Genomic DNA, 23,683 nt, shown 5'->3' on the forward strand with positions numbered 1-23,683 from the left:
ATTTTGCCCGATTGACCAAAGCTAACTATTGGACATTTTGTCCCAGGTAGGAGACGTATGAACAGCAGCACCCTTCCGACAGCCGGGCAACACCTGGCGACCGTGGGCCAGCCGCTGCCGCGAGGCAACGGGGTGGCGACGAAAGAGGAACAGGACGCGGTCGCCCCGGGCGACATCGCGGTGGGCGTGGTCATCGGGCGGGCGTCGGAGTACTTCGACTTCTTCGTCTACGGCATCGCCTCGGTCCTGGTGTTCCCGTCGATCTTCTTCCCGCACATGGAGCGCCTGGAGGGGACGCTGTACGCTTTCGCGCTGCTGGCGCTGGCCTTCGTGGTGCGCCCGATCGGCACGCTGGTCGGGATGGAGATCCAGCGGCGCTTCGGCCGCAGCGTGAAGCTGACGGTGGCGCTGTTCCTGCTGGGCATCTCGACCTGCACGATCGCGGTGCTGCCCGGGTTCAACACCTGGGGCGGCGCGGCCATCGGGCTGCTGGCGCTGTGCCGGATCGGTCAAGGCCTGGCCCTGGGCGGTTCCTGGGACGGCCTGCCCTCGCTGCTGGCACTGAACGCCCCTGCGGGTCGCCGCGGCTGGTACGCCATGCTGGGGCAGCTCGGCGCGCCGATCGGCTTCCTGATCGCCGCGGCGCTCTACGCCTACCTGTGGAGCAGCCTGGCCACCATCGACTTCCTGAGCTGGGGCTGGCGTTTCCCGTTCTTCGCCGCGTTCGCGATCAACGTCGTGGCGCTGTTCGCCCGGCTGCGCCTGGTCGTGACGCACGAGTACGAGAAGAACCTCGAGGAGCATGAGCTCGACCCCTGCGACGTCGACGAGCTGTTCGAGAAGCAGGGCGCCAACCTGTTCATCGGCGCGTTCGCGGCGCTGGCCAGCTATGCGCTGTTCCACATCGTCACGGTGTTCCCGCTGTCGTGGGTGATGCTGTACGGCGACCAGAACGTCACCCAGTTCCTGGTCGTGCAGATCATCGGCGCCCTGCTGGCGGCGGGGGCCATGCCCATCTCCGGGCTGATCGCCGACCGCATCGGCCGGCGCAGCACGCTCGGCATGCTGGCCACGACGATCGGGATCTTCAGCCTCTTCGCCCCCATCCTGCTGGACAGCGGCGCCATGGGCCAGAACATCTTCATCCTGGTCGGCTTCGTGCTGCTGGGGCTGTCCTACGGCCAGTCCTCGGGCGCGGTGACGTCCAACTTCCTGCCCCACTTCCGCTACACGGGCGCGGCGCTGACCTCGGACCTGGCCTGGATCATCGGCGCGGCCTTCGCCCCGCTGGTGGCACTGGGGCTGTCGGCCAAGTTCGGGCTGTGGGCGGTCACCGCCTACCTGCTGTCGGGCGCGATCGTCACGCTGGTGGCGCTGCGGACCAACCGCATGCTGACCATGAAGGACAAGGATTGACCCCCAGCGCGTCGGCCGCCCTGCGCGCCTGACGCCCGAATCTCGCGACACGGGCTTGACAGCCCGCGACGCGAAAAGCAACGGCCGATCGAGAGATCGGCCTTTTCTTTTGCCCTCGCCTGCCCAGGCCTGGCCAGGCCTGGGCAGGACATGACCGCTCGATCGAAAGACCCTACTTAATTAGATAGCAAGCTACCTAATTAGAATCGCGGTCATGACGTCCTCGAATCCCAAGCCGCCCCGCGCCCTGACGCGCACCGCCCGCGAAACGGCGCTGATGTCGATCGGCATGACGCTGCCCGTGCTGGAGCGGGCCTACCGGGCCAGGGCCAACCTGGCCATGGCGCACGTGGGACTGTCCCAGGCGCTCGCCTGGCCCCTGGTGATGATCGGCCGCAGCGGCGACGGATTGCGCCAGGGCGAGCTGGCGACGCTGCTGGGCATCGAAGGGCCGTCGCTGACGCGTTCGCTGGACCAGTTGATCACCGGCGGCTTCATCGAACGCCACGAGGATCCCGGTGACCGCCGCGCCAAGACGCTGCACCTGACCGTCCTGGGCGCGGGAGCCTGCGAGCAGATCGAGGACACGCTGCGCGACCTGCGCAACGCGCTTTATGAGGGCATCGCGGATGCCGACATCGAAGCCGCGCTGCGCGTCTTCGCCACGCTGTCCGAACGCGTCGGCGCGCCGAAGGCGGTCGTTCCGCCGCGGCGCAAGTAAGACCGCCACGAGCAGTACAGCGGCCATGAAGTTCCCCGCCCTCTCCTTCCCCGCCTGGCGCCGGCCCGCATGGCGCATGCCATCGCGACCCGCGATGCCCCGCCTGCCGACGCTGCCGGCCCTGCTGCGGCCCGGCTTCACCGCCGCCGAGTGGCTCTTCTCGTTCAAGGCCTTCGCCGCGGCGATGCTGGCGGTGTTCCTCGCGAGCTGGGCCGGCCAGCCGCGGCCGTTCTGGGCGTTGATGACGGCTTACGTCGTCGCGAATCCGCTGGCGGGCGCGGTGCGCTCGAAAGGGCTGTTCCGCTTCATCGGCACGCTGATCGGCGGCTCGGCGGCGGTGCTGCTCGTGCCGCGCTTCGCCAATGCGCCGGAGCTGCTGAGCCTGGCGCTCGCGCTCTGGGTGGCGGGCTGCCTGTGCCTGTCGCTGCGCGACCGCACGCCGCGCGCCTACGCCTTCATGCTGGCGGGCTACACCGCCGCGCTGATCGGGTTCCCCTCGGTGGATTCGCCGCTGGCGATCTTCGACACCGCGGTCGCGCGGCTGGAGGAGATCGGCCTGGGCGTGCTGGCCGCGACGCTGGTCCACAGCATCGTGCTGCCCAAGAGCCTCTCGACCTCGGTGCTCGGGCTGCTGGACCGCACGCTCGGCGACACGCGCGCCTGGCTGACCGACATCGCCGGTCGCCGCGACGGCGGCGCGGACCGCCGCCGCGTCGCCGGCGACATCACGCAGTTGCGGCTGCTGTCCATCCACATCCCCTTCGATACCAGCCATCTGCGCTGGACCGCCGACGCCGTGCATGCGATGCAGGACGGCGTGGCCGCGCTGACGCCGCTGCTGGCGGGCGTCGAGGATCGGCTGCAGGCGTTGGAGGCCCACGCCGGCAACGCGGCGAGTGCCACGAATGTCGCCGATCCGGCCGACGCCGGCAGCAGCGATCGCCACGCGCTTCCCGACGACGTGCGCGCGATGCTCGACGCCATCGGCCCGTGGCTCGCGCTGACGGCGGTCGACGCTGAAGCGCAACTGCCCGCCCTGCGCGCGCAACTGGCCGCGCTGACCGGCGAGGCGGCACGCGCCCGCCTGGCCGACGATCCGTGGGCACGCCTACTGCGCGTCGCGCTGGCGGAGCGCCTGGGCGAGCTGCTCGACGGCTGGTTGCAGTGCATGCATCGGCGTGCCGACATCGACCGCGGCCTCGCCGGCGAGGCCATGCGCTCGCGGCCCGGGCCGGCACTGAGCGGCCCCAAGCTCCACCGCGACATGGGCATGGCGCTGTGGTCCGGCGCGGCCGCGCTGATCGCGATCCTCGTCTGCTGCGCGTTCTGGATCCTGACCGGATGGCCGATGGGCTCGGCCGCCGCGATGATGGCCGCGATCTTCTGCTGCTTCTTCGCGGCGATGGACGATCCGGTGCCGGCCATCCACGGCTTCCTCCACTGGACCGTGCTGTCGATGCCCTTCGGCGCGCTCTACGTGCTGGTGCTGCTGCCGCTGGTGCAGGACCTGTGGACGCTGATGGCCGTCTGCGCGCCGATGTTCCTGATCGTCGGCGCGTATGTCGGCCGGCCATCGACCTTCGGCGCCGCGCTGCCCTTCCTGTTCGGCGTCATCGGCACGCTGGTGATGCACGACACGGCGCAGGCGGACCTGACGAGTTTCCTGAACTCGATGTCGGGCCAGTTGGCCGGCGTCTTCGTCGCGGCGCAGGTCACGCGGCTGATGCGCTCCGTCGGCGCGGACTGGAGCGCCCGTCGCATCCAGCGCGCGACCTGGCGCGAACTCGACGAGCTCGCCCGCCTGCCGCGCTCCGCCGGCCGCGCCCAGGCCTATCTGCTGCGCATGCTGGACCGCATCTCGCTGCTGGCGCCGCGGGTCGCGCAGGCGGGCGGCTCGGTGCCGGGTGTGCCGACCGACGACGCGCTGCACGACCTGCGCGTGGGCGCCGACCTCGTCGCGCTGCAGGGCGCGCGCGGCCGGCTGCCGGGTGAGGCGACGCTGCCGCTGCAGCCGCTGCTCGACGCCCTCGGTGCCTGGCAACGGGCACGCATCGCCGGTCGTCCCGACGCGATCGCGGGACCGCCCGCGGTCCTGCGGGATCGACTGGATGCGGCGCTCGCCGGGCTGGTGGCGACCTATCCCGCCTCGCTGCCGCTCCCGGCGGAAGCGATCCCCGCAGCGAGCGCGCTGATGGGTCTGCGGCGCAACCTGTTCCCTCAGGCGCCGACGCCGTGGCTTCCGGTCGACGCCGTCGGGTCCCCGCACGACGCCGCGCCGTCTGACGCGATCGAGTCGTCCGGAGGGATCGAACCCTCGGACGGCGCGGGGCCGCTCCCACCCATCGACGCGACCGATCCCATCGATCCAAGCCATCCCATCGATCCCGACAAGGAGAACCCGGCATGACCGGTGCAGTGGATTTCTTCGGGCTCTACCTGCCCTGGCTGATGCCGCTCGCGGCGCTCGCGCTCCTGGCGCTGTCCGCGGTGCGGCGTGTGCTGGCCTGGGCCGGCGCCTACCGCTGGATCTGGCATCCGGCGCTGTTCGACCTCGCGCTCTACGTGCTGCTGCTGTGGGGCCTGAGCGTCGCCTCGCTGCGCGTGCTGCACGGACCCGGATGACGACGCCCCGCCGGCCGATCAACGAATGACTTTCTCCGGCTGCCCGGACCTGACGACATGAACACTTCCTCCTTTCCCTTCCGCCGCGTGATCTCGATGGCCGTCACCCTGGCGGTGGTGGGCGGCGCCCTGTGGGCGGCCGGCAAGCTCTGGGACCGCTACGAACTCCAACCGTGGACGCGCGACGGCCGCGTGCGCGCCAACGTCGTGCAGATCGCCCCGGATGTCTCCGGCCTGGTGACCGCCGTGCCGGTGCAGGACAACCAGCAGGTCGCCGCCGGCGCGCTGCTGTTCGAGGTCGACCGCGCGCGCTTCGAGCTCGCGCTGCGGCAATCGCAGGCGCAGCTGTCGGCGCAGAAGGTCGTGCTGGCGCAGGCGCTGCGTGAGGCGGACCGCAACCGCGGTCTCGGCACGCTGGTCTCCCAGGAAGCGAGCGAACAGACCCGCAGCCGTGCGGAGCAGGCGCGCGCCGCCGTCGCACAGGCCGAGGTGGCCGTCGACAGCGCGAAGCTCAATCTGGCGCGCGCCGAGATCCGTGCGCCGTCCGCCGGCACGATCACCAACTTCGACCTGCGTCAGGGCGCCTACGCGAGCGCCGGCCATCCGGTGCTCGCGCTGGTGGATGCGGGCTCGCTCTACGTCGAGGGCTACTTCGAAGAAACCAAGCTGCCCCGCATCCACGTCGGCGACGCCGTCGAGGTCAAGCCGATGGGCGCGAGCCGCGCGCTCACCGGCCGCGTGGAGAGCCTGTCCGCCGGCATCGCCGACCGCGACCGCAGCACCAGCGCCAACCTGCTGCCCAGCGTGAACCCGACCTTCAACTGGGTGCGGCTGCCGCAGCGCGTGCCGGTGCGGGTGAAGCTCGATCCGCTGCCGGCGGGCGAGCGGCTCGTCGCCGGGCAGACGGTCACCGTGCAGGTGGTTCCGGGATCGACGCCCACGGCGACGACCGCAACGACCGCAACGACCGCAACGACCGCGACAACGGCGACCACTGCGGCAATGAAGACGGGGTTGAAGTCATGAGAAACGCGATGAAGCCCCTGCTGGCGGTGATCGCAGCCGCCGCGCTGGCGGCCTGCTCCACCGCGCCGAAGGGCCCGGACTACCAGGTGCCCGCCGAGGCCGTCGTGCTGAAGCCGCGCGCATCGGCGAACTTCCTGGAACAGCAACGCGCCGCAGAGACCGCGAAGGCTGACGCTGATGCCAAGGGCTCGGCAACAGCCTCGGCCCCCTTCGACGCCGCACCGCTGCCGCCGCACTGGTGGCGTCTGTTCCAGGATCCCCGGCTGGATGGACTGGTCGAGCAGGCGCTCGCGCGCAACACCGACCTGCGCCAGGCCGTGGCGAACCTCGAACGGGTCCAGGCCCTCGAATCCGAAGTCGCCGGCGGCGAGAAGCCGACCGTCAGCGTCAACGGCGGCCCGAGCTACGGCCACCCGTCCGGCCTGTCGATGCTGAAGAAGGACTACGTGCCGCCCGACACCTACCGCTACAGCGCGGGGGTGGGCCTGTCGTACCAGCTCGATCTGTTCGGCCAGATCCGGCGTGCGATCGAGTCCTCCCACGCGAGCACCGAAGCCGCGTCGGCCGCGCTCGATCTCGTCAAGGTGAACGTCGCGGCGGGCACGGCGCGCGCGTATGCGGAAGCCTGCGCGACCGGCCAGCGACTCACGTCCGCACAGCACTCGGTCGATCTGCAGCGCGAAGCGATCGACGTCACCGAGCGCCTGCAGCGCGCGGGCCGCGTCGGCGAGATCGACGCCGCCCGCGCCCGCAGCCAGCTCCAGCAGTTGCGCGCGGCGCTGCCGCCCTGCTGGCGCAGCGCCAATCGGCGCTGTACCGCCTCGCGACGCTGACCGGCGAATTGCCGGAGGAGTTCCCGCGCGAGCTGGCCGACTGCCATGTCGCGCCCCAGGTGACCGGCACCCTCCCGGTCGGGGACGGCGCCGCGCTGCTGCGCCGCAGGCCCGACATCCGGCAGGCCGAGCGCGAACTGCATGCGGCCACGGCCCGCATCGGCGTCGCGATCGCGGACCGGTATCCGAAGATCAGCCTGGGCCTGTCGGCCGGCTCGGCGGGCACGCTCGCGGGCTTCGGCAAGAGCGACACGCTGAGCTGGAGCCTCGGTCCGCTGATCTCGTGGACGCTGCCGAACAACGGCATCGCCGACGCGCGGATCGTGCAGGCCGAGGCCGGCACGCGACAGGCCGCGGCCCGTTTCGACGGCACGGTGCTGAACGCGCTGCGCGAGACCGAGACCGCCCTCAACCAGTACGCGCGGGAGCTGGACCGGCGCGCGGCGCTGCAGGCCTCGCGGGACGAGGCGGCGATCGTCGCCGGACAGGCGCGGCGGCTGTATCAGGGCGGCAAGGTGGCCTACCTGGACGCGCTCGATGCCGAACGGGCGCTGGCCGCGAGCGATGCCGCGCTGGCTGCCTCCGAGGCCACGCTGATCGACGAGCAGGTGCAGCTGTTCCTCGCGCTGGGCGGCGGCTGGGAATCGTCCGCGGAGCGGACCGAGCAGGAAGCGCACGCGGCGCGCTAACGAAAAAGGCGGTCCTTCCCGGGACCGCCTTCCTCTGACTTCAACGGCTGCAGGCCCTCACCCCCGCCCTTGTATGTAGCAAAGTACGCCCAGGCCGCCACAGGCCGATCCGCCCAGGGTAGGCGCTAAGGCGCGATGCCGAGGGAGAGCGAGGGTCGTGGCGGCCTACTTCGGTCGCCGTGACGGATAGCCCGAACGGTTGTGAGGTCCATCGAGGCCGTATCGAACACAAGGAAGGGCAACGTCATGAGCGACGAGATCTTTGTTGGCGTCGACGTTTGCAAGGCTTGGCTGGATACGGCCCAGGTCTGCAGTTCAACCACAGCCGTGCCAGGCGAGTTGACTGCGCGGGTGAACAACGATGAGGCTGGGCGGGCGGAGGTGGTGAATCAGCTCAAGCGACTGTCGCCGACGCTGGTGGTGCTGGAGGCCACCGGTGGCTTCGAGGCAGCGCTGGCCAGCGAGTTGTGCGCAGCAGGCGTCGCGGTGGCCGTGGTCAATCCCAAGCGGGTGCGCGACTTCGCTCGGGCGGCCGGCGTCCTTGCCAAGACGGACCGGCTGGACGCTCAGGTGTTGGCTGAGTTTGCCCATCGCATGCGCCCCCAGGTGTACGCGCTGCCTGACGAGACGCAGCAAGAGATCATCGAGTTGGTGGACCGACGAGCGCAGCTGGTGACCATGCGCGCGCAGGAGAAGAACCGCTTGGCCACGGTCAAGCACGTGGCGCGCACGAGCGTGCGACATCACATCGAGTGGCTGGACAAGCGGATCAAGGAGATCGACAAGGATCTGGACGGTCGCTTGAAGGACTCGACGATCTACCAGCCCAAGTACGAGCTGTTGGACAGCGTGCCGGGCATTGGCCGAGTCACGATCTCGATGCTGCTGGGACGCTTGCCTGAGTTGGGCAGCTTGGACCGTAAGCGCCTGGCGGCGCTGGTGGGGCTGGCGCCGATGGCCGACGACAGCGGCAGGCGGCGCGGCCAGCGCTACATCCAGGGCGGACGAGCAGACGTGCGCGCGGTGCTGTACATGGCCGCGCTCACCGCCAGGCGCTGCAACGGGCCGATCAAGGAGCTGTACTCGCGCCTACGCGCCTCAGGCAAGCCCTACAAGGTCGCCATGACCGCGTGCATGCGCAAGCTACTGATCATCCTCAACGCCATCCTCAAGTCCGGTGAGCCTTGGAGAAATCCCACCGTCGCTTGACACGGTTGCTCTCCCGCAAGCGGGAGAGGGAGCAAGAGTGAGTGCGCTCGCGCCTCCTCCTCCTCGGCCGCCCCTCAGCGGCCGTGTTCCTTCATCACGGATAGCTGATCGTCAGCTTGTAGGGCGCGGTCGTGCTCGATCCCGCGTACGACATCACCTTGATGTAGACCGTCTGCGCGGTCGCGCCGTTCTGGTACGTCAGCGATTCCGTGCTGCCGACCGCTTCCGAGCGCGCCAGGCCGGTGCCGGTGGACTTCACCACGTACAGGTCGTAGTCGATGCTCGGCGAGGTCGGGCCGGTCATGTCCACGCGCAGGCGCTGGTTGGCGGCCAGGGTGACCTTGAAGAAGTCGATGTCGCTGGCCGAGCCGATGAAGCCCGTCAGCTGGTTGCGGCTGCCCAGCGCATTCGCGGCGGCGATCGTGTTGTTGGGCTCGACTTCATCGGCCGCGTCGACGACGTTGTTGATGGTGAAGCTCACCGGCGTCGAGGTCGTCGTGTTGCCGGCCGCGTCGTAGGCCTTGGCCGCCAGGCTGTGCGTGCCGTTGGTCAGCTGGGTCGAGTTGACGTCGATCGAGTACGGCGCCGTCGTGTCGATGTCGCGCAGCGCGCCGTCCAGCCAGAACTCGACCTGCGTCACGCCGACGTTGTCGCTGGCGGTGGCGGAGAACGTGATCGTGCCGGTGGTGCCGTTCACCGCGGCCGTCACCGACGGCGGCGTGGTGTCGCCGCCGCTGACGCCCTGGTTGACCCAGATCGGCGCGGACCACAGCACCTTGCCGTCGTCCTGCGTGACCTTGGCGTAGTAGAAGTGCTTGCCGTTGGCCGGCGTGACGGTGGCGGTCGGGTTGCTGCTCAGCAGCGTGACCGTGCCGTTGCGGCCGGGGACGCCTTCCCAGATCTCGGTCTGCACCACCGTGCGGCCGTTCGGGTTGTAGAACCCGACGTTGAGCGACAGCGCGCCGGCGTTGTCGAAGCGCTCGCCCATGATCCTGCCGTTGGCGCTGAAGATCAGCTGCGAGTTCTTGTCCAGCGTCGCGAAGACGCGGCGCGCCTTCAGCGCGTCGACCAGCGCGGCCTTGCTCAGCGGCGTGCCCGTGGGGATCAGCACCGCGGTGCGGTTGGTGTAGGACTTGCCCCAGTTGGCGCAATGGTTGTCCTGGTTGGTCGCCGGCGCGACGTGGAAGCCGCGCTCCAGCAGCTTCTTCCACGAGCCCTCGTACGAGCTGCGCGAGGTCTCGGTCTCGGTCGTGTTGGACGAGAACGCCGAGGTGTTCATCACCTCGGACATCACCATCACCTCGTCGCCGTCGGCGCTGTAGGCCATGTCGGTGCCGTTGATGATGAACTGGCCGCTCGAGTCCGGGTGGTTGAACTGGCCGATCAGGCCTTGCGCGCGCATCACCGAGTACAGCGTCGCGTAGTCGCTCTTGGCGATGTAGCGGTCGCCGAAGAGCTCGTTCTGCGCGTTGTATTCCCAGGAGAACAGCTCGTTGCTGTTGAAGATGTTCAGGTGGCCGCCGTTGCTGATGACCCCCACTCCATGCCGTACACGGCCAGGAAGCCGGGCGTGGACGCGGTGTAGTCGGCCGCGATCTGCAGGCCGCGCTGGTAGCGCGCCTTGGCCGCGGTGGCGCTGCCGCCGGTGTTGGTGCTCGACGAGCCGTCGTAGTAATGGTTGTGGTCGGTGTTGGCGAAGATGTCCAGGCCCGCGCTCTTGGCGTACGGGAAGGCCGCGTCGGGGCCGAAGGCGCCGGTCTGCGCCGGCTGCGACGAGCTGCAGCTGCCGATGGCGCCGCCGCCGTCGGAGTCGTTGGTCTGGCCGTGGAAGCTGCCGTAGTAGATCGTGTAGGGCCAGGAGCCCGCGCCGATCACCGCCGACTGCGCGCGCACGCGCTGGTCGGCCTCGCCCGAGGCGCCCCTGGCCAGCGGACGCAGCGTGCCCATCGCGATCTTGGCCGGCTTGCCGAGGGCGAAGTTCCAGCTCTGCTCGACCGCGTGGCCGCCGTCGCCGGCCTGCTGCGCGGCGAGGATCTCGGCGAACTGCGCCTCGGCGTCCAAGCCCTTGAGCGCCGTCTCCGCCTTCGCGCTGAGCGCGGTCAGCGTCGCGGTGTAGATGCCGTCCGGCAGGCCGGCGTTGCCGCGGCCGGCCCAGTTCAGCGTGACGCTCTTGACGTCGCCGGCGTACTTCTCGACGCCGCTCCAGCGCTTGACGACGGCACCGGCGGGCGAGCGCAGCTCGACGCGGTAGGCCAGCAGCGTGCCGGCAGGCGCGCCGACATAGTCCAGATGCACCGCGAAGTCGCGGGCGCCGGTGCCTTCGGCGCCGGTGAACGGCACGTCGAGCGCGGCGTCGAACTCGTGATGGTCGGGGTACTTGGCCGCGGGATCGGCGGTCAGCGCGGTCGCGCGGTCGTCGGGCGTGGTGGCCTGCGACTGCGTCTGCGACTTCTCGCCGTTGAGGCCGCCGCCGCAGGCGGTCAGCACGACGGCCATCGCGCTCAGCGTGGTGACGCGCAGCACGGCGCGTCCGGTGACGGGGAACAGGGTGCGGAAGTTCATGGGGGTGTTCTCCTCGACGGGGTTCAGGCCTGCTTGCGGCGGCGGATGCTCACGCCCATCGCGCCCAGCGCGACCAGGCTCAGCGCGATCGAGGCGGGCTCGGGCACTTCCGGCACCTCGACTTCGGGGATCAGGGATCCGGCGAACAGCACCATGTCGTAGCGGATGGTGCCGCCGGTGCCGTAGTTGCCGCCGGTGCCGACGTAGCCCTGCGTGCCGGGCGCGAACATGCTGACCAGCTGCACGGCGAAGTTGGCGTTGTTGTCGACGCCGGCGATGTCGGAGAAGTCGAAGCCCAGGCCCTTCACGAAGACGCTGTCGCGCAGCATGCGGAAGGTGGTGGCCTCGATCCAGTTCTCGCCGTCGAGCGTGTACTGCAGCGCGGTCCAGGCGGACGCGGTGGCGCTGTTGCGCTGGTCGAAGGTCAGGACGATGTCCTGGAAGCCGGTGGTGTCGATCGAGAACCGCACGCCGGTCGTGCGGTCGCCGGTGCCTTGCGCGGCGTAGCCGGCGGTGTTCAGCGCCATCGATCCGGCGGTGGTGTCCGACGAGCCCGACTGGCTGACGAAGGTGGTGCTGACGCCCAGCGGGTCGAAGGACGCGTTGCCGTTGTCGGTGTACGTCGGCTTGGTGGAGACGATGCCGCCGCGGTCGGGGCTGTAGCTCCAGAGCGCGACGGTGTCGGCCTGCGCAATACCCGTCAGCAGAAGACCTGCGGCGAGCAGGATGGATTTGAATGTCATGGCGACCCCTCGGACTGGCTTTGGTTGGATCAAAAGTTTGCGCAAACGTTTACGGCAAAACTTTGTCAGCAAATGTGTGATGTTGTGCGCTTGACTTCACGCACGTGAAGGAACGGGCGGAGCGTAGGGTCGCTTCGTGACAAGCAGGTTGCGGGGAAGCCCGGAGGCGGGAATGCCGCACCCCGCGTTTGAGGGGGATGTTCCCGGAGATAGGCCCAGCCACGGTGCAACGGCGGGGCTGACATCGCGATCGCGGTGCGGGTCGCACCGTCATGAGTCCGGGGTTGCGACGCCCGTAGGACAAGACCTGCCGTCGAAGGCGCCGCTCTCCGACGGCCGTGGCGGGCAGTCCCTCGAATACTGTCCACACCGCCACCCGAGAGGCCGCCGATGACCGTGATCCGCAAGGGCCAGCAGCCTGCGGCGCTGACCCGCGAGCAGTTCCACGAGCGCTTCATGCGTCGTTTCCAGGACCCGGCCTACCGTGCCGAGCACGAGGCCATCGCCCGCCTGGAGACCATCGCCTTCGAGGCGATGAAGGAAGGCCGCAAGGCACCGATCACACGCCCGGCAGGCAACGGTTTCAAGGATCCGTCGTACGAGGTCGCGGTCGAATGGCTGGACACGCATCAGCGCCTCAAGATGGCCCAGCAGCGCTGGAGCGATCCCGCGACCCGTTCACGCGTGCTGCTGGTCTGCGGCAGCGACCGCAATGACGGCACCTGCCCGGGCGAGATGTCCAAGACCTGGCGTCTGACGCAGATCGCCAAGGAGCAGCTCAGCCGCCACGACGTGATCATCGACGTGCTCGACCTGAGCCTGATCACCTCGGAGTACGGGCGCCAGATCCATCCCTGCAAGGGCTGCGTGTCGACCGCGATGCCGCTCTGCCACTGGCCTTGCAGCTGCTATCCGAACCACGCGCTCGACCAGTCCAGCGACTGGATGAACGAGATCTATGAGCGCTGGGTGTCCGCGCACGGCGTGATCCTGCTGACCCCGACCTACTGGTACCAGTCGCCCAGCGCGCTGAAGCTCATGATCGATCGTCTGGTCTGCGCCGACGGCGGCAACCCGGATCCGACCTCCACCCATGGCAAGAAGGCCGAGGAAGCCAAGGCCATCGAGGAACAGGGCTGGGACTACCCGAAGCACCTCGAAGGCCGCGCCTACGGCCTGGTGGTTCACGGTGACGTGGCCGGTGTGGAGGCGCAACGGCGCAACCTCGGCGACTGGCTGGACTGGATGGGGCTGATAGCCGCCGGCAAGCTCTCGCAACTCGACCGCTACATCGGCTACTTCGAGCCCTACTTCAACAGCCACGAGGCGCTCGATCGCGACGAGGCCCTGCAGAACGAGGTTCGCCTGGTGGCCGACCTGGTCGGCGACGCGGTCCGGCAGTTGCGGGAGGGAAACCTGCCCCGTCCCCATCGCCAGGCCGTCCGCCCGAAGTGACGGCGGCCTCGCCATTCCGTACGACCTCCCCCAGCCTTCATCGACTCAAGGAGCACTCCGATGGCCCACTCCCCTTCCCGTCCGACGCAGCAACTCCGTCCGGAACTGCCGGCCGACGTGCCGCCGTTCCCTACCACCGACAACGACGTCGATGCCGACGACCTCGACAGCGTCTACGGCCAGCTCGTGAAGGGCGTCGGTCATGAGTTCGTCACCGAGGGCAATGTCGACGAACTCGCGCGCCGCGCGGACTCGGACGGCCATCCGATCCTCGCGACCGAACTCAGGGAATGGAAGGCGCCCTGCTGACGCCTCGGCGTCGATGCCGCGCCGACCCCGCGCGGCTTCTCCGCCGATGTCCGTTCTCCAATGAGACAGGGCCCCATTCGGGGCCCTGGTCTCCTTTGCCGCCTTCAGGCTTGCGCGGGGGTCAGCACTTGATGCCCGCATGCAGCGCCACGACGCCGCCGGTCAGGTTGTGCACGTCCACGTGGCCGAAGCCCGCCGTCTTCATCATGGCCTTGAGCTCGGCCTGCGGCGGATGCATGCGGATCGACTCCGCCAGGTAGCGGTAGCTGTCGGCGTCGCCGGCGATCAGCGAGCCGATGCGCGGCAGGATCTTGAACGAATACCAGTCGTAGGTCTTGCGCAGCGGCTCGGCGACCTGCGAGAACTCCAGCACCAGCAGCCGGCCGCCCGGGCGCAGCACGCGATTCATCTCGGCGAGGGCCCGGTCCTTGTGCGTCATGTTGCGCAGGCCGAAGGCCACGCACACCAGGTCGAAGGAGCCGTCCTTGTAAGGCAGCGCCTCGGCGTCGCAGAGGTTGGTCGGCAGGACCATGCCCTCGTCGATCAGCCGCTCGCGGCCGGTGCGCAGCATGGCCTCGTTGATGTCGGTGTGCACGACCATGCCGCGCTCGCCGACCTTCTTCGCGAACAGCCGCGCCATGTCGCCGGTGCCGCCGGCGATGTCCAGCACGCGGTCGCCCGGCTTGAGGTTGGCCACGGCCAGCGTGTACAGCTTCCAGGCCCGGTGCATCCCCATCGACATCAGGTCGTTCATGAGGTCGTAGCGCGACGCGACCGAGTCGAACACGCCGCGCACGCGCTTGGCCTTGGCGGTTTCGTCGACGGACTCGAAGCCGAAATGGGTGGAGCTCATGGTGGGGTCCTGCTGAATGGGGAGCGTCGGGGGGCGATGGCCGCGGGAGGGCGATCGATCAGTGGCTGCTGCAGCTGCCGCCGCCGCCGTGCGAATGGCCGCCCGGGCCCTTCGTCGCCATGGGCGCATCGCGGTCCAGGCCCGCGGCGGCCAGCTTGTCTTCGTAATCGCGCATCAGGGCGTCCTGGTCGCGGCCGAGTTCGTACAGATAGGCCCAGGTGAACAGGCCGCTGTCGTGACCGTCGGAGAAGGTCGGCTTCAGCGCGTAATGGCCGACCTGCTCGACCGCGACGATGGTGACGTCGCGCTTGCCGGTCTGCAGCGTCTCCTGGCCGGGACCGTGGCCCTGCACCTCCGCCGAGGGGCTGCGCACGCGCATCAGCTCGAACGGGATGCGGAACCGCGCGCCGTCGGTGAAGGCGAGCTCCAGCACCCGGGACTGCTGGTGCACGACGATGTCGGTGGGAAGCGGCGAATTGGGGGCGAGACCGGCCATGGAACCGCGCGGGAACGCGTTGGAAATCGAGCCGGCAGTGTAGCGGCCCGCTCCCCCGCACGACGCCCGCCGTCCATTCCCCGGGCCAGCGAAAAAATCCCGCCAGCTTTCACTGGCGGGATTCAACGGGAGCCCCGTTCGGGCCCGAGGCACCCGGCTTACCAAACGAGGAGCATGGCAAGTCCTGGCGAGCGCATTACCAGCTCAGGTTGAGCGAGTAGGTCCCGCTGCCACCCGAGTAATAGAGCGCCCGCACATACACGACGATCGAGGACGATCCGCTGTTCGTGTATGTGAAGCTGTCGACGGCGCCGGCGCCGTTTTCACTGGCCTTGAGCTGCGTGCCGCTGCTGTTCTGCAGGTACAGGTCGAAGTCCTTGCCGGCCGCCGGCGTCAAGGTCGCGCTGAGGGTCTTGCCCGCCGGCAGCGTGATCTTGAAGTAGTCGTTGGTGTCGGACGAGGACAGGCTGCCCGTCACCTTGACCGGCGCGCTGATCGTCTGCGGCGCCGTGCGGCTGTTGTTGGGCTCGACCTCCGGGATCGTGCCGCCGCCACCGCCGCCGCCCTTGATCGCCGTGACGGCGGCGTTGGCGTCCAGGATGCCGGCGCCGCACTGGCTGCAGCTGCCGGGGAAGGCCCGGGCGCTGCTCTTGAGCGCGGCCGTGATCTCGTCCGGCGTCGCGGTCGGCTTGGCGCTGTACATCAGCGCCGCGACGCCCGCCACGTGCGGCGTGGCCATCGACGTGCCCTGGTAGTAGGCGTAGCTGTCGGCGCCCGGCGTGCTGGTGCCGGCGTTCAGCGTCGACAGGATGCCGTTGCTGGCGCTGGAGCGCACGTCGCCGCCCGGTGCCGCCAGCGTCACGATCGAACCGTAGTTCGAGTAGTACGCCCGCGCGCCGTTGCGGTCGGTGGCCGCGACCACCACCACGCCCGAGCAGTTGGCCGGGCTGGAGTTGGAGGCGTTCTGGTTCTCGTTGCCCGCCGCGACGATGACGCTGGCGCCGCGCGAACGGGCGCCGTTGATCGCCGTCTGCGTCGTCGTGTCGCAGGCGCCGCCGCCGCCCAGCGACAGGTTCAGCACCTTGGCCGGCGTGGTGTTGGTCGGCAGGCCGGAGACGCTGCCACCGGACGCCCAGGTCATGCCGTCGGCGATGTCGGAGGTGTAGCCGCCGCACTTGCCCAGCACGCGGATCGGCTGGACCTTGGCGTTGAAGGCGATGCCCGCCACGCCCAGGCCGTTGTTGGTCTTGGCCGCGATCGTGCCGGCCACGTGCGTGCCGTGCCAGCTCGAGGTGGCGGCCGGATCGCCGGCCTGGCATTCGTTGGCGGCGTTGAAGTCGCCGGGGTCGCTCGGGTCGTTGTCACGGCCGTTGCCGTCCACCGAGACCGTGGTGTCCACGATCATGTCGTAGCCGGCGACGGTCTGGCCCGACAGGTCCGCATGGGGCCGGTAGCCGGTGTCGATCACCGCCACCACCACGCCGCTGCCGGTCGCCTGATCCCAGGCCTGCGGCGCGCGGATGCCGCCGGCGGTCTCGGACAGGTCCCACTGCTGGCCGTAGCTGGTGTCGTTGGGCACGAACAGCGCGTGCATCTTGCGGTCGGGCTCGACGTACTCGACGTTGGCGTCCTGTGCCTTGATGCGGTTGCCCAGCTCGCGCAGTTCCTGCAGGTTCATCCGGCGGTCCAGCCGGAACACATGGGCGCCGGTGCCCATCTGGCGCACCAGCGACAGGCGGGCGCCCAGCGGAGCCGCCAGCTGCTGCAGGCGCTCGGTACGGGCGCCGATGGCATCGCTCGCCACCGATTGCGCCTGGATCGCGGCGCCCAGGCGCCCTTGCACGACGGTGCTGCCGTCCTTGTATTTCACGATCAGACGATCGGTCTGTTCGCTCAGTTGCCGCGGGGCCTTGTCGATGTCCACCGACGACACGCCCGCCTGGGCGGCGCCCATCGTGACGAGACCCACAGCCAGCGCGACGCTGAGCTTGTTCAATCGCAACATGCTTGTCATCTCCAGAGTTCCTCGATCGACATCGGGTTCACCGACGCCAGCAAAGCCCCGAACGCCCTGGCGCGTTGGCACCTCTGGTGGGGCACGCCGACCGGCCTATCCGATTGGCGTGCGATGCAGTGTAGGAAGACAGTCGGACGCCAACCGCCCCCACCTGCAACAGTTAACAGGAAGGAATACCCCTATAACCTTTTTGTGTCCAAACGCACAATTTGGTCCGCCAATCGCCCCTTTCTTACACCTAAAGCGCTGATTCGTAAGGTTTGCGCGCGGTTTGCGCGGCCACGCGGATGGCGTGCCCGGGGTGCCGGAAGCCATGCGCGGGACGCCTCCGATGGCGGGGTTGGAGGGGCTCGATTAGCCTGTGCGGCTTGTCGTTTTCGCCACACATTGGTGACAAATAACCATGTTCCCTCTACGCCTGATAGCCGCCGCGGCCGCCTCCACCCTGGCCCTGGCCACCGCGCCGGCCCGCGCGCTCGATGTCGCGAGCTTCTCCCCCGATGTGCAGCCCTGCGCGGATTTCTATGACTATGTGAACGGTCCCTGGGTCGCCCGGACCGAGTTGCCGGCCGACCGCACCCGCATCGGCAGCTTCGATGCGCTGCGCGTGGCCAACGACCGGCTGCTGGGCGACGCGCTGGCGGAGCTGCTGTCCAGACCGGCGCTGCAGAAGTCGCCGGGGTTGAAGCAGGTCGCCGCGTACTACGCCAGCGGCATGGACCGCGCCGCCATCGAGGCGCAGGGCCTGAAGCCGATCAAGCCGCTGCTGGACCGGGTCGCGTCGATGAAGTCGGCCGACGACCTGCCCTTCGCGCTGGCGCAGCTCGGCCGCGTGGGCATCGCCGCGCCGGTCGGCGCCGCCGTGCGCGCCGACGTCAAGAACACCCGCGTGCACGTGCTGACGCTGGGTCAGGCCGGCCTGGGCCTGCCGGATCGCGACGACTACTTCAAGGACACCGACATCGCGAAGAAGCTGCGCGCAGCCTACCGGCTGTATGCGCAGCGGCTGCTGTCGTCGGCCGGCTTCGACGCCACGCCGGCGACCATCGACGCGCTGATGGCCTTCGAGGGCCAACTGGCCGATGCGACGACACCGCGCGCGCAGTTGCGCGACCCGCTCAAGGTCTACAACCCGATGACGACGCCGGAGCTCGTCGAGAAGGCGCCGGGGCTGGCCTGGGACGCTTATCTGAAGGCATTGACGCGCAGCGACACGCGCGCAGGCGGCGTCGAGCGGCTGATCGTCGCGCAGCCCGCATTCCTGACGCGCGTCGCACAGATGGCCGGCAAGGTGCCCCTCGCCACCTGGCAGACCTACCTGCGCATGCGGGTGCTGGAGAACAGCGCCGCCCGCCTGCCCAAGGCCTTCGCCGAGGCCGACTTCGACTACCGCGGCGCGACCATCTCCGGGCTGGAGCAGCCGATGCCGCGCAACGAGGAGGTCATCCAGCTGATCGGCGGCCGCACCGGCGGCAGCCCGCTGGGACTGGCGCTCGGCGAGCTGTTCGTGTCCAAGGCCTTCTCGCCCGAGGCGCAGCGCCGCGCGACACTGCTGATCGGCGACGTCAAGGCTGCGATGAAGACACGCATCCAGAACCTGGCCTGGATGAATCCCGAGACCAAGGTCAAGGCGCTGGAGAAGCTCGACGCGATGCAGCCGAAGATCGGCGCGCCCGAGACCTGGCCGAAGTACGAGGGCATGGCGCTGGACCCGAAGGACTTCGCCGGCAACCAGCTGCGCGCCGCGGCCTGGTTCCACGGCGAGCAGATCAAGGACCTGGACCGCCCGAGCGACCGCACGCGCTGGACGATGTCGCCCTACATCGTGAACGCGCAGGCCGGCGGCCTCAACGAGATCACCTTCCCCGCCGGCATCCTGCAGCCGCCGTTCTTCGATGCCAAGGCCGACGACGCCGTCAACTACGGCGGCATCGGCATGGTGATCGGCCACGAGATCGTCCACCACTTCGACGATCGCGGCCGGCAGTTCGACAGCATCGGCAGCCTCAACGACTGGTGGACCGCGTCCGACGCCGAGAACTACAAGGCCCGCGCCGACCGCGTCGTGGCGCTCTACGAGAGCTATGAGCCGGTCAAGGGCACGCACATCGACGGACGGCTGACGCTGGGCGAGAACATCTCCGACATGGCCGGCATGCCGATCGCCTTCGACGCGCTGCAGAACGCGCTGCGCCGCACGGGGAAGACCGACAAGATCGACGGCTTCACGCAGGAGCAGCGCTTCTTCCTGTCCAACGCCATGGTCTGGCGCAACAAGTCGCGCGAGGCGGCGCTGCTGAACCAGCTGCGCACCGATCCGCATTCGCCGGGCAAGTTCCGCGTGCTGGCGCCGATGTCCAACATGCCGGAGTTCGCCAAGGCCTTCAGCTGCAAGGGCGGCGACGCCATGGTGGCCGCCGACCCGATCAAGGTGTGGTGACGCGCTGAGCCCGTCGCGGCGAGCGCTCGCCGCGACCTCCGGGGCCTGCCCGCCGTGAGGCGCGGCAAGCCCCGTGCCATTCAGGACCCATGCCTTTCGGGACCGGCGCGCGGAAGTCATGGGCCCGGCGCCTCATGCACAGGGTCAGGTCTTGTCACCGCCTCGTCACAGGCTCCGACGACAAACGTCATGCATGACTTTTCACCCGATGGATACTGGGGAAAGTCGATTCACGGCCTGTCGGTCCGACGTGCATTTCATCGCGATATTCGGGCGCTTGAGGCCTCGGCTTCGACGCTTGGTCGCGTGCCGCTTGGTCGATGCCCGGGTGCTGCCTACGCTGAAAAAAGACCGATCGTTCCGCCACCGTGATGCGGGTCGCGACGGTTCCTCAGCCCACAGGAGCACGACATGCACGCCACCACCCGCCCCACCCTTCCGGTCCGCCCCGCTCGCACGAACCTCCTGCGCGCCGCCACCAGCCTCGCGGCCGGCGCGGTCTTCGCCGTCCTGGCCGCCGGTGCCGCGCAGGCCGCCCCCGACGACCTGCAGCGCGTGGAAATCTCCGGCCGCCGCCCCGGCGAGACGCCGCGCACCGACGTGCGGGCCACCTGCCCCGGCGTCGACAAGGCACTCAGCGACCGGCTGAACCGGGTCCAGTACCTGGAAGGCAAGGAAGGCCTCTCCACCATCAGCTTCCGGCTCAACGGCCAGGTCATCAGCGACGTGCAGGAGCGCGGCCTCCTCGTCTACCGCGTCCCGCTGCGCCGCGCCGTGCGTGCGCTGCAGTGCCAGGGTGCGGCGCGCGACACGCTCTACGTGATGCAGGTGGCCTTCAGCAACGAGGCCTCGGGCGACGACAGCGGCGGGCGCATCGCGCTGCTCGAGATGGCGCCCACGGCCGCAGGCGCGGCGACCGGCCCGGCCAGCGCGGCGATGGTCGACGGGCGCTGATCGGGTTGTTCCGGGAGGGCGCTCCCCCGGCGGCTGGCTAGGATGGCCGGCACGACCACCCGGAGACCCGCCCCATGCCCGTCCGCCCCCCGATGCCGCGCGCCGTTCCCTGCTGATCACGGGCGCCCTGGGCGCCACCGCCGGCGCACTCGGTTGGCCCGGGGTGGCGCACGCGCAGAGCTGGCCCGCCAAGCCGGTGCGGTGGGTGGTGGCCTATCCGGCAGGCGGCGGCTCCGACTTCCTCGCGCGCCAGCTGGCGCCGGTGCTCGGCAAGGCGCTGGGGCAGACCCTGGTCATCGACAACAAGCCCGGCGCGGCCGGCATCATCGGCACCGACAACGCCGCCAAGTCGCCGCCGGACGGCTACACGATCCTCACCGGCGACAACGGCGCGATGGTGTTCAACAGCGCGCTCTACAAGAAGCTGCCCTACTCGCCGGCGGACTTCGCGCCGGTCGGCTTCATGGCCCGTTTCCCGCTGCTGCTGGTGGTCAACCCCAACGCCGGGTTCAGCTCGGCGAAGCAGTGGCTGGACACCATCAAGTCGAGGCCGGGGAAGTACAGCTACGCCTCCCCCGGCGTCGGCAGCCCGCACCACCTGGCGATGGAGCTGCTGAAAGACCGCACGAACAGCTACATCGTCCACGTGCCCTACCGCGGCACGGCGTTCTCGACGCAGGACCTGATCGCCGGGGTCGTGCCCATGGGCATCCTCGACACCGCCGCCGCCCTGCCCCATCTGCGCGCGGGCAAACTGAAGGCGCTGGCGGTGCTCGCCCCCGGCGCATCGCCGCACTGCCCGACGTGCCCAGCGTCGACGAGACCGGCGTGACCGGTGTCGAGGTCAGCGCCTGGCAGGGCCTCTTCGTTCCGAAAGGCACGCCCGAGACGATCGTCGCGCGCCTGGGCGTCGAACTCGGGAAAGCGCTCTCCCAACCGGAACTCAAGGCCCGGCTGGAGGATTTCGGCCTGGAAGTCGCACCGGGCGATGCCGCCGCGTTGGCCCGTTTCATCCAGGCCGAAACCCTGAAGTGGCACGCGCTGATCCGCAGCCGCGGCATCTCGGCGGAATGACGCATCGGGCGGGCCGGACGACCCGCGGGAAAGATCGACCGTCCGGTCGGTTGCCGATCCCGGGGTGATAGCGCTGTCCTCCTCTGAGGGCGGCCCGCGCTCATTACTTCACGTGTCCGTGAAATAGCCCCGGGTTATCCCTCGAAGGGCGATACGTGAAACGGCCTCGGACGCTGCCATACGCAATACAGTTTGACGCTGCGCAAAGACAAAACGACAACGACGCGCTAGGAGACCTCCCCCAACCACTCCCGTTCCGCCTCTCCGCGGAGCCGTCCGGTCATGAACAACAACAATGCCGTGCGCGCGACGGTGGCCCGTCGCGTTTCCATCTGGTCCAGTGCTGCGATCGCGGTGCTCCTGATCGTCATCTGCGGCACCCTGTCCTGGGTGCTGACCAACCAGGCGCAGCAGCGCACGCTGGACTACATGTCGGCGGAGGCCGCCTCGGTGGCGCGCGTCGCGGATGCCCTGGACCGCACGGCGCGGGATTCGGCCAACCGGCTGTACGACGTGCTGGCCGGCGACTTCGAAGGCGGCGCCTTCACGCTGGACGGCGACGGCGAGCTGGCCTTCAACGGCCAGAAGCTCAACGGCAATTTCGACGCGGTGGACCGCTTCACGCGCCGGACCGGCGGCGTGGCGACGATCTTCGCGCGCAAGGGCTCGGACGATTTCATCCGCATCACGACCTCGCTGAAGAAGGAAGACGGCTCCCGCGCCGTCGGCACGACGCTGGACCGCGCCGGGGCCGCCTACGGCAAGCTCTCCGGCGGCGACACCTACGTGGGGCCGGCGACGCTGTTCAAGGTGCCGTACATGACGCGCTACTCGCCGATCAAGGACGCCGGCGGCAAGGTCGTCGGCATCCTGTTCATCGGCTTCGACATGCGCGGCCTGCAGCAGGAACTCGTGAAGATGGCCGACGCGGTCAAGCTCTACGGCAGCGGCGGGCTCTACCTGCTGGATCCGGGCAAGACGCCGGCCGACGCGCTGCTGCGCGCCCACCCGCGCGCGCAGGGCAAGAAGCTGTCGGAAGTGATGCCGGCCGATCAGGCCGAGCAGTACGTCAAGACGCTGACCAACGATGGCGACGGCGTGCTGGAGAAGGTCGAGGCCGTCTACGGCGACAGCTACAAGGATGCGTTCGCCGTGGCCCGCAAGTCCGAGGCCACCGGCTGGTGGGTCGTCGCGGAAGCGTCGCGCGCGCAGGCGCTGGCGGCGCACAACACGACGCTGTGGGTGCTGTGGGGCCTGATCCTCGCGACCGTCGTGCTGCTGGGCCTGGGCGTGACCTGGATGCTCGGGCGCTGGGTCGGCCGCCCGCTGGCCGACCTGAACGAGGCCGTCAGCGCGGTCGCGGCGGGCGACCTCACCCGTCCGGTGCTCGTGCGCCAGCAGGATGACCTGGGCGCGCTGGCCGAAGGCGTGGAGCGCATGCGGCAGCAGCTGTCGCGCACCATCAACGAGGTGCGCCAGGCCAGCGATTCCATCGGCACCGCCTCGGCGGAAGTCGCCGCGGGCAGCCGCGACCTGTCGGCGCGCACCGAGCAGTCGGCCAGCCACCTGCAGGAGACCGCCTCCGCGCTGGAGGAACTCGCCAGCTCGATGAGCCAGACCGCCGCGTCGGCCGCGCAGGCCCATCAACTCGTCGGCGAGTCGGATCGCGCGGCCCAGCGCGGCGGCAACGTCGTCGCCCAGGTCGTGACCACGATGGACGAGATCTCCGCCGCCAGCCGCCAGATCGGCGACATCATCGGCACGATCGACTCCATCGCCTTCCAGACCAACATCCTGGCGCTGAATGCCGCGGTGGAAGCCGCGCGCGCCGGCGAGCAGGGCCGCGGCTTCGCGGTCGTCGCCTCCGAGGTCCGTCACCTGGCCCAGCGCAGCGCGGAAGCCGCCAAGCAGATCAAGGGACTGATCACCGCCAGCGGTGAGCGCGTCGAGTCCGGCGCCAAGCTCGTCGGCGACACCGGCGAAGCGATGCGCGACATCGTCACCAGCGTGAAGCGGGTCACCGACATCATCGGAGAGATCTCCACCGCGTCGCGCGAGCAATCGCAAGGCGTGACGCGCATCAACGGCGCCGTCGCCCAGCTCGATCAAGGCACGCAGCAGAACGCCGCGCTGGTCGAGGAAAGCACCGCCGCGGCGGAAAGCCTGCGGGAGCAGGCGCATCGGCTGGTGGCGCAGGTCGGACAGTTCCGCGTCTGACGCGACGGCCCGCCCAAAAACAAAGCCCGCCGGAAGGCGGGCTTTTC

General features: G+C 69.4%; 17 protein-coding genes and 2 pseudogenes. 13 read left to right on the forward strand and 6 right to left on the reverse strand.

Features of this window, described 5'->3' with window-relative positions:
* The first annotated feature begins 57 nt into the window (after positions 1–57).
* The 7 genes and pseudogenes from ACQ86G_RS01470 (at position 58) to ACQ86G_RS01500 (ending at position 8,516) form a co-directional block, all read left to right on the forward strand.
* A complete protein-coding gene (locus ACQ86G_RS01470; RefSeq protein WP_431258990.1) occupies positions 58–1,416 on the forward strand; it encodes an MFS transporter in 1,359 nt (452 codons plus the stop codon).
* A 214-nt stretch (positions 1,417–1,630) separates the two neighbouring features.
* Complete coding sequence (locus ACQ86G_RS01475) at positions 1,631–2,137, forward strand: MarR family winged helix-turn-helix transcriptional regulator (protein ID WP_431258991.1); 507 nt, start codon at positions 1,631–1,633, stop codon at positions 2,135–2,137.
* 94 nt (positions 2,138–2,231) lie between these two features.
* Positions 2,232–4,544: an FUSC family protein gene (locus ACQ86G_RS01480; protein WP_431261305.1), complete on the forward strand. Its 2,313-nt coding sequence runs from the start codon at positions 2,232–2,234 to the stop codon at positions 4,542–4,544.
* Positions 4,541–4,759 carry a DUF1656 domain-containing protein gene (locus ACQ86G_RS01485; RefSeq protein ID WP_431258992.1) on the forward strand — a complete coding sequence of 73 codons (219 nt, stop codon included), beginning with the start codon at positions 4,541–4,543 and terminating at the stop codon, positions 4,757–4,759. Before ACQ86G_RS01480 ends, ACQ86G_RS01485 begins: the two co-directional genes overlap by 4 nt.
* A gap of 57 nt (positions 4,760–4,816) precedes the next feature.
* Entirely contained in the window at positions 4,817–5,785 is a 969-nt protein-coding gene (locus tag ACQ86G_RS01490) for an efflux RND transporter periplasmic adaptor subunit (protein ID WP_431258993.1), read from the forward strand.
* Between the two features lie 8 nt (positions 5,786–5,793).
* Positions 5,794–7,307, forward strand: a pseudogene (locus ACQ86G_RS01495) (TolC family protein).
* A 246-nt stretch (positions 7,308–7,553) separates the two neighbouring features.
* Positions 7,554–8,516, forward strand: a complete 963-nt coding sequence (locus ACQ86G_RS01500; protein WP_431258179.1) for an IS110 family transposase — start codon at positions 7,554–7,556, stop codon at positions 8,514–8,516.
* A 94-nt stretch (positions 8,517–8,610) separates the two neighbouring features.
* Here ACQ86G_RS01500 and ACQ86G_RS01505 read toward each other — a convergent pair whose 3' ends face one another.
* The 3 genes from ACQ86G_RS01505 to ACQ86G_RS01515 are packed head-to-tail and all read right to left on the reverse strand — an operon-like array spanning position 8,611 to position 11,821.
* The gene (locus ACQ86G_RS01505; RefSeq protein ID WP_431258994.1) at positions 8,611–10,056 is read right to left on the reverse strand and encodes an Ig-like domain-containing protein; all 1,446 of its coding nucleotides are present in this window, start codon (positions 10,054–10,056) and stop codon (positions 8,611–8,613) included.
* On the reverse strand, positions 10,026–11,078 hold the full coding sequence (locus tag ACQ86G_RS01510; RefSeq protein ID WP_431258995.1) for a hypothetical protein: 1,053 nt from the start codon (positions 11,076–11,078) through the stop codon (positions 10,026–10,028). Before ACQ86G_RS01510 ends, ACQ86G_RS01505 begins: the two co-directional genes overlap by 31 nt.
* A gap of 23 nt (positions 11,079–11,101) precedes the next feature.
* A complete protein-coding gene (locus tag ACQ86G_RS01515) occupies positions 11,102–11,821 on the reverse strand; it encodes a PEP-CTERM sorting domain-containing protein (RefSeq protein WP_431258996.1) in 720 nt (239 codons plus the stop codon).
* 390 nt (positions 11,822–12,211) lie between these two features.
* On the opposite strand from ACQ86G_RS01515, the gene ACQ86G_RS01520 reads away from it, so the two are divergent.
* Complete coding sequence (locus ACQ86G_RS01520; protein WP_431258997.1) at positions 12,212–13,276, forward strand: flavodoxin family protein; 1,065 nt, start codon at positions 12,212–12,214, stop codon at positions 13,274–13,276.
* Between the two features lie 60 nt (positions 13,277–13,336).
* A complete protein-coding gene (locus tag ACQ86G_RS01525; protein ID WP_431258998.1) occupies positions 13,337–13,585 on the forward strand; it encodes a hypothetical protein in 249 nt (82 codons plus the stop codon).
* Positions 13,586–13,706: 121 nt separating this feature from the next.
* On the opposite strand, the gene ubiE is transcribed toward ACQ86G_RS01525, so the two are convergent.
* The 3 genes from ubiE to ACQ86G_RS01540 form a co-directional block, all read right to left on the reverse strand.
* Complete coding sequence (gene ubiE / locus ACQ86G_RS01530; protein WP_431258999.1) at positions 13,707–14,438, reverse strand: bifunctional demethylmenaquinone methyltransferase/2-methoxy-6-polyprenyl-1,4-benzoquinol methylase UbiE; 732 nt, start codon at positions 14,436–14,438, stop codon at positions 13,707–13,709.
* Positions 14,439–14,496: 58 nt separating this feature from the next.
* Positions 14,497–14,934 carry a gamma-butyrobetaine hydroxylase-like domain-containing protein gene (locus ACQ86G_RS01535; protein WP_431259000.1) on the reverse strand — a complete coding sequence of 146 codons (438 nt, stop codon included), beginning with the start codon at positions 14,932–14,934 and terminating at the stop codon, positions 14,497–14,499.
* A gap of 196 nt (positions 14,935–15,130) precedes the next feature.
* The gene (locus ACQ86G_RS01540; RefSeq protein ID WP_431259001.1) at positions 15,131–16,939 is read right to left on the reverse strand and encodes a S8 family peptidase; all 1,809 of its coding nucleotides are present in this window, start codon (positions 16,937–16,939) and stop codon (positions 15,131–15,133) included.
* Between the two features lie 415 nt (positions 16,940–17,354).
* On the opposite strand from ACQ86G_RS01540, the gene ACQ86G_RS01545 reads away from it, so the two are divergent.
* The 4 genes and pseudogenes from ACQ86G_RS01545 (at position 17,355) to ACQ86G_RS01560 (ending at position 23,636) form a co-directional block, all read left to right on the forward strand.
* Positions 17,355–19,391, forward strand: a complete 2,037-nt coding sequence (locus tag ACQ86G_RS01545; RefSeq protein WP_431259002.1) for a M13 family metallopeptidase — start codon at positions 17,355–17,357, stop codon at positions 19,389–19,391.
* A gap of 411 nt (positions 19,392–19,802) precedes the next feature.
* Complete coding sequence (locus ACQ86G_RS01550) at positions 19,803–20,345, forward strand: hypothetical protein (RefSeq protein ID WP_431259003.1); 543 nt, start codon at positions 19,803–19,805, stop codon at positions 20,343–20,345.
* A 262-nt stretch (positions 20,346–20,607) separates the two neighbouring features.
* Positions 20,608–21,419 (forward strand): annotated as a pseudogene (locus tag ACQ86G_RS01555) (Bug family tripartite tricarboxylate transporter substrate binding protein).
* A gap of 282 nt (positions 21,420–21,701) precedes the next feature.
* Entirely contained in the window at positions 21,702–23,636 is a 1,935-nt protein-coding gene (locus ACQ86G_RS01560) for a methyl-accepting chemotaxis protein (protein WP_431259004.1), read from the forward strand.
* Positions 23,637–23,683: the final 47 nt, after the last annotated feature.

Source organism: Roseateles chitinivorans, assembly GCF_050632145.1.
Classification (GTDB): Bacteria; Pseudomonadota; Gammaproteobacteria; order Burkholderiales; family Burkholderiaceae_C; genus Roseateles; species Roseateles chitinivorans_B.

What these genes read in the sequence shown, in the direction of transcription:
- ACQ86G_RS01470 (WP_431258990.1), top strand. Translation starts at nt 58, where the DNA reads ATGAACAGCAGCACCCTTCCGACAGCCGGGCAACACCTGGCGACCGTG.
- ACQ86G_RS01475 (WP_431258991.1), top strand. Translation starts at nt 1,631, where the DNA reads ATGACGTCCTCGAATCCCAAGCCGCCCCGCGCCCTGACGCGCACCGCC.
- ACQ86G_RS01480 (WP_431261305.1), top strand. Translation starts at nt 2,232, where the DNA reads ATGCCCCGCCTGCCGACGCTGCCGGCCCTGCTGCGGCCCGGCTTCACC.
- ACQ86G_RS01485 (WP_431258992.1), top strand. Translation starts at nt 4,541, where the DNA reads ATGACCGGTGCAGTGGATTTCTTCGGGCTCTACCTGCCCTGGCTGATG.
- ACQ86G_RS01490 (WP_431258993.1), top strand. Translation starts at nt 4,817, where the DNA reads ATGAACACTTCCTCCTTTCCCTTCCGCCGCGTGATCTCGATGGCCGTC.
- ACQ86G_RS01500 (WP_431258179.1), top strand. Translation starts at nt 7,554, where the DNA reads ATGAGCGACGAGATCTTTGTTGGCGTCGACGTTTGCAAGGCTTGGCTG.
- ACQ86G_RS01510 (WP_431258995.1), bottom strand. Translation starts at nt 11,078, where the DNA reads ATGAACTTCCGCACCCTGTTCCCCGTCACCGGACGCGCCGTGCTGCGC.
- ACQ86G_RS01515 (WP_431258996.1), bottom strand. Translation starts at nt 11,821, where the DNA reads ATGACATTCAAATCCATCCTGCTCGCCGCAGGTCTTCTGCTGACGGGT.
- ACQ86G_RS01520 (WP_431258997.1), top strand. Translation starts at nt 12,212, where the DNA reads ATGACCGTGATCCGCAAGGGCCAGCAGCCTGCGGCGCTGACCCGCGAG.
- ACQ86G_RS01525 (WP_431258998.1), top strand. Translation starts at nt 13,337, where the DNA reads ATGGCCCACTCCCCTTCCCGTCCGACGCAGCAACTCCGTCCGGAACTG.
- ubiE (WP_431258999.1), bottom strand. Translation starts at nt 14,438, where the DNA reads ATGAGCTCCACCCATTTCGGCTTCGAGTCCGTCGACGAAACCGCCAAG.
- ACQ86G_RS01535 (WP_431259000.1), bottom strand. Translation starts at nt 14,934, where the DNA reads ATGGCCGGTCTCGCCCCCAATTCGCCGCTTCCCACCGACATCGTCGTG.
- ACQ86G_RS01540 (WP_431259001.1), bottom strand. Translation starts at nt 16,939, where the DNA reads ATGTTGCGATTGAACAAGCTCAGCGTCGCGCTGGCTGTGGGTCTCGTC.
- ACQ86G_RS01545 (WP_431259002.1), top strand. Translation starts at nt 17,355, where the DNA reads ATGTTCCCTCTACGCCTGATAGCCGCCGCGGCCGCCTCCACCCTGGCC.
- ACQ86G_RS01550 (WP_431259003.1), top strand. Translation starts at nt 19,803, where the DNA reads ATGCACGCCACCACCCGCCCCACCCTTCCGGTCCGCCCCGCTCGCACG.
- ACQ86G_RS01560 (WP_431259004.1), top strand. Translation starts at nt 21,702, where the DNA reads ATGAACAACAACAATGCCGTGCGCGCGACGGTGGCCCGTCGCGTTTCC.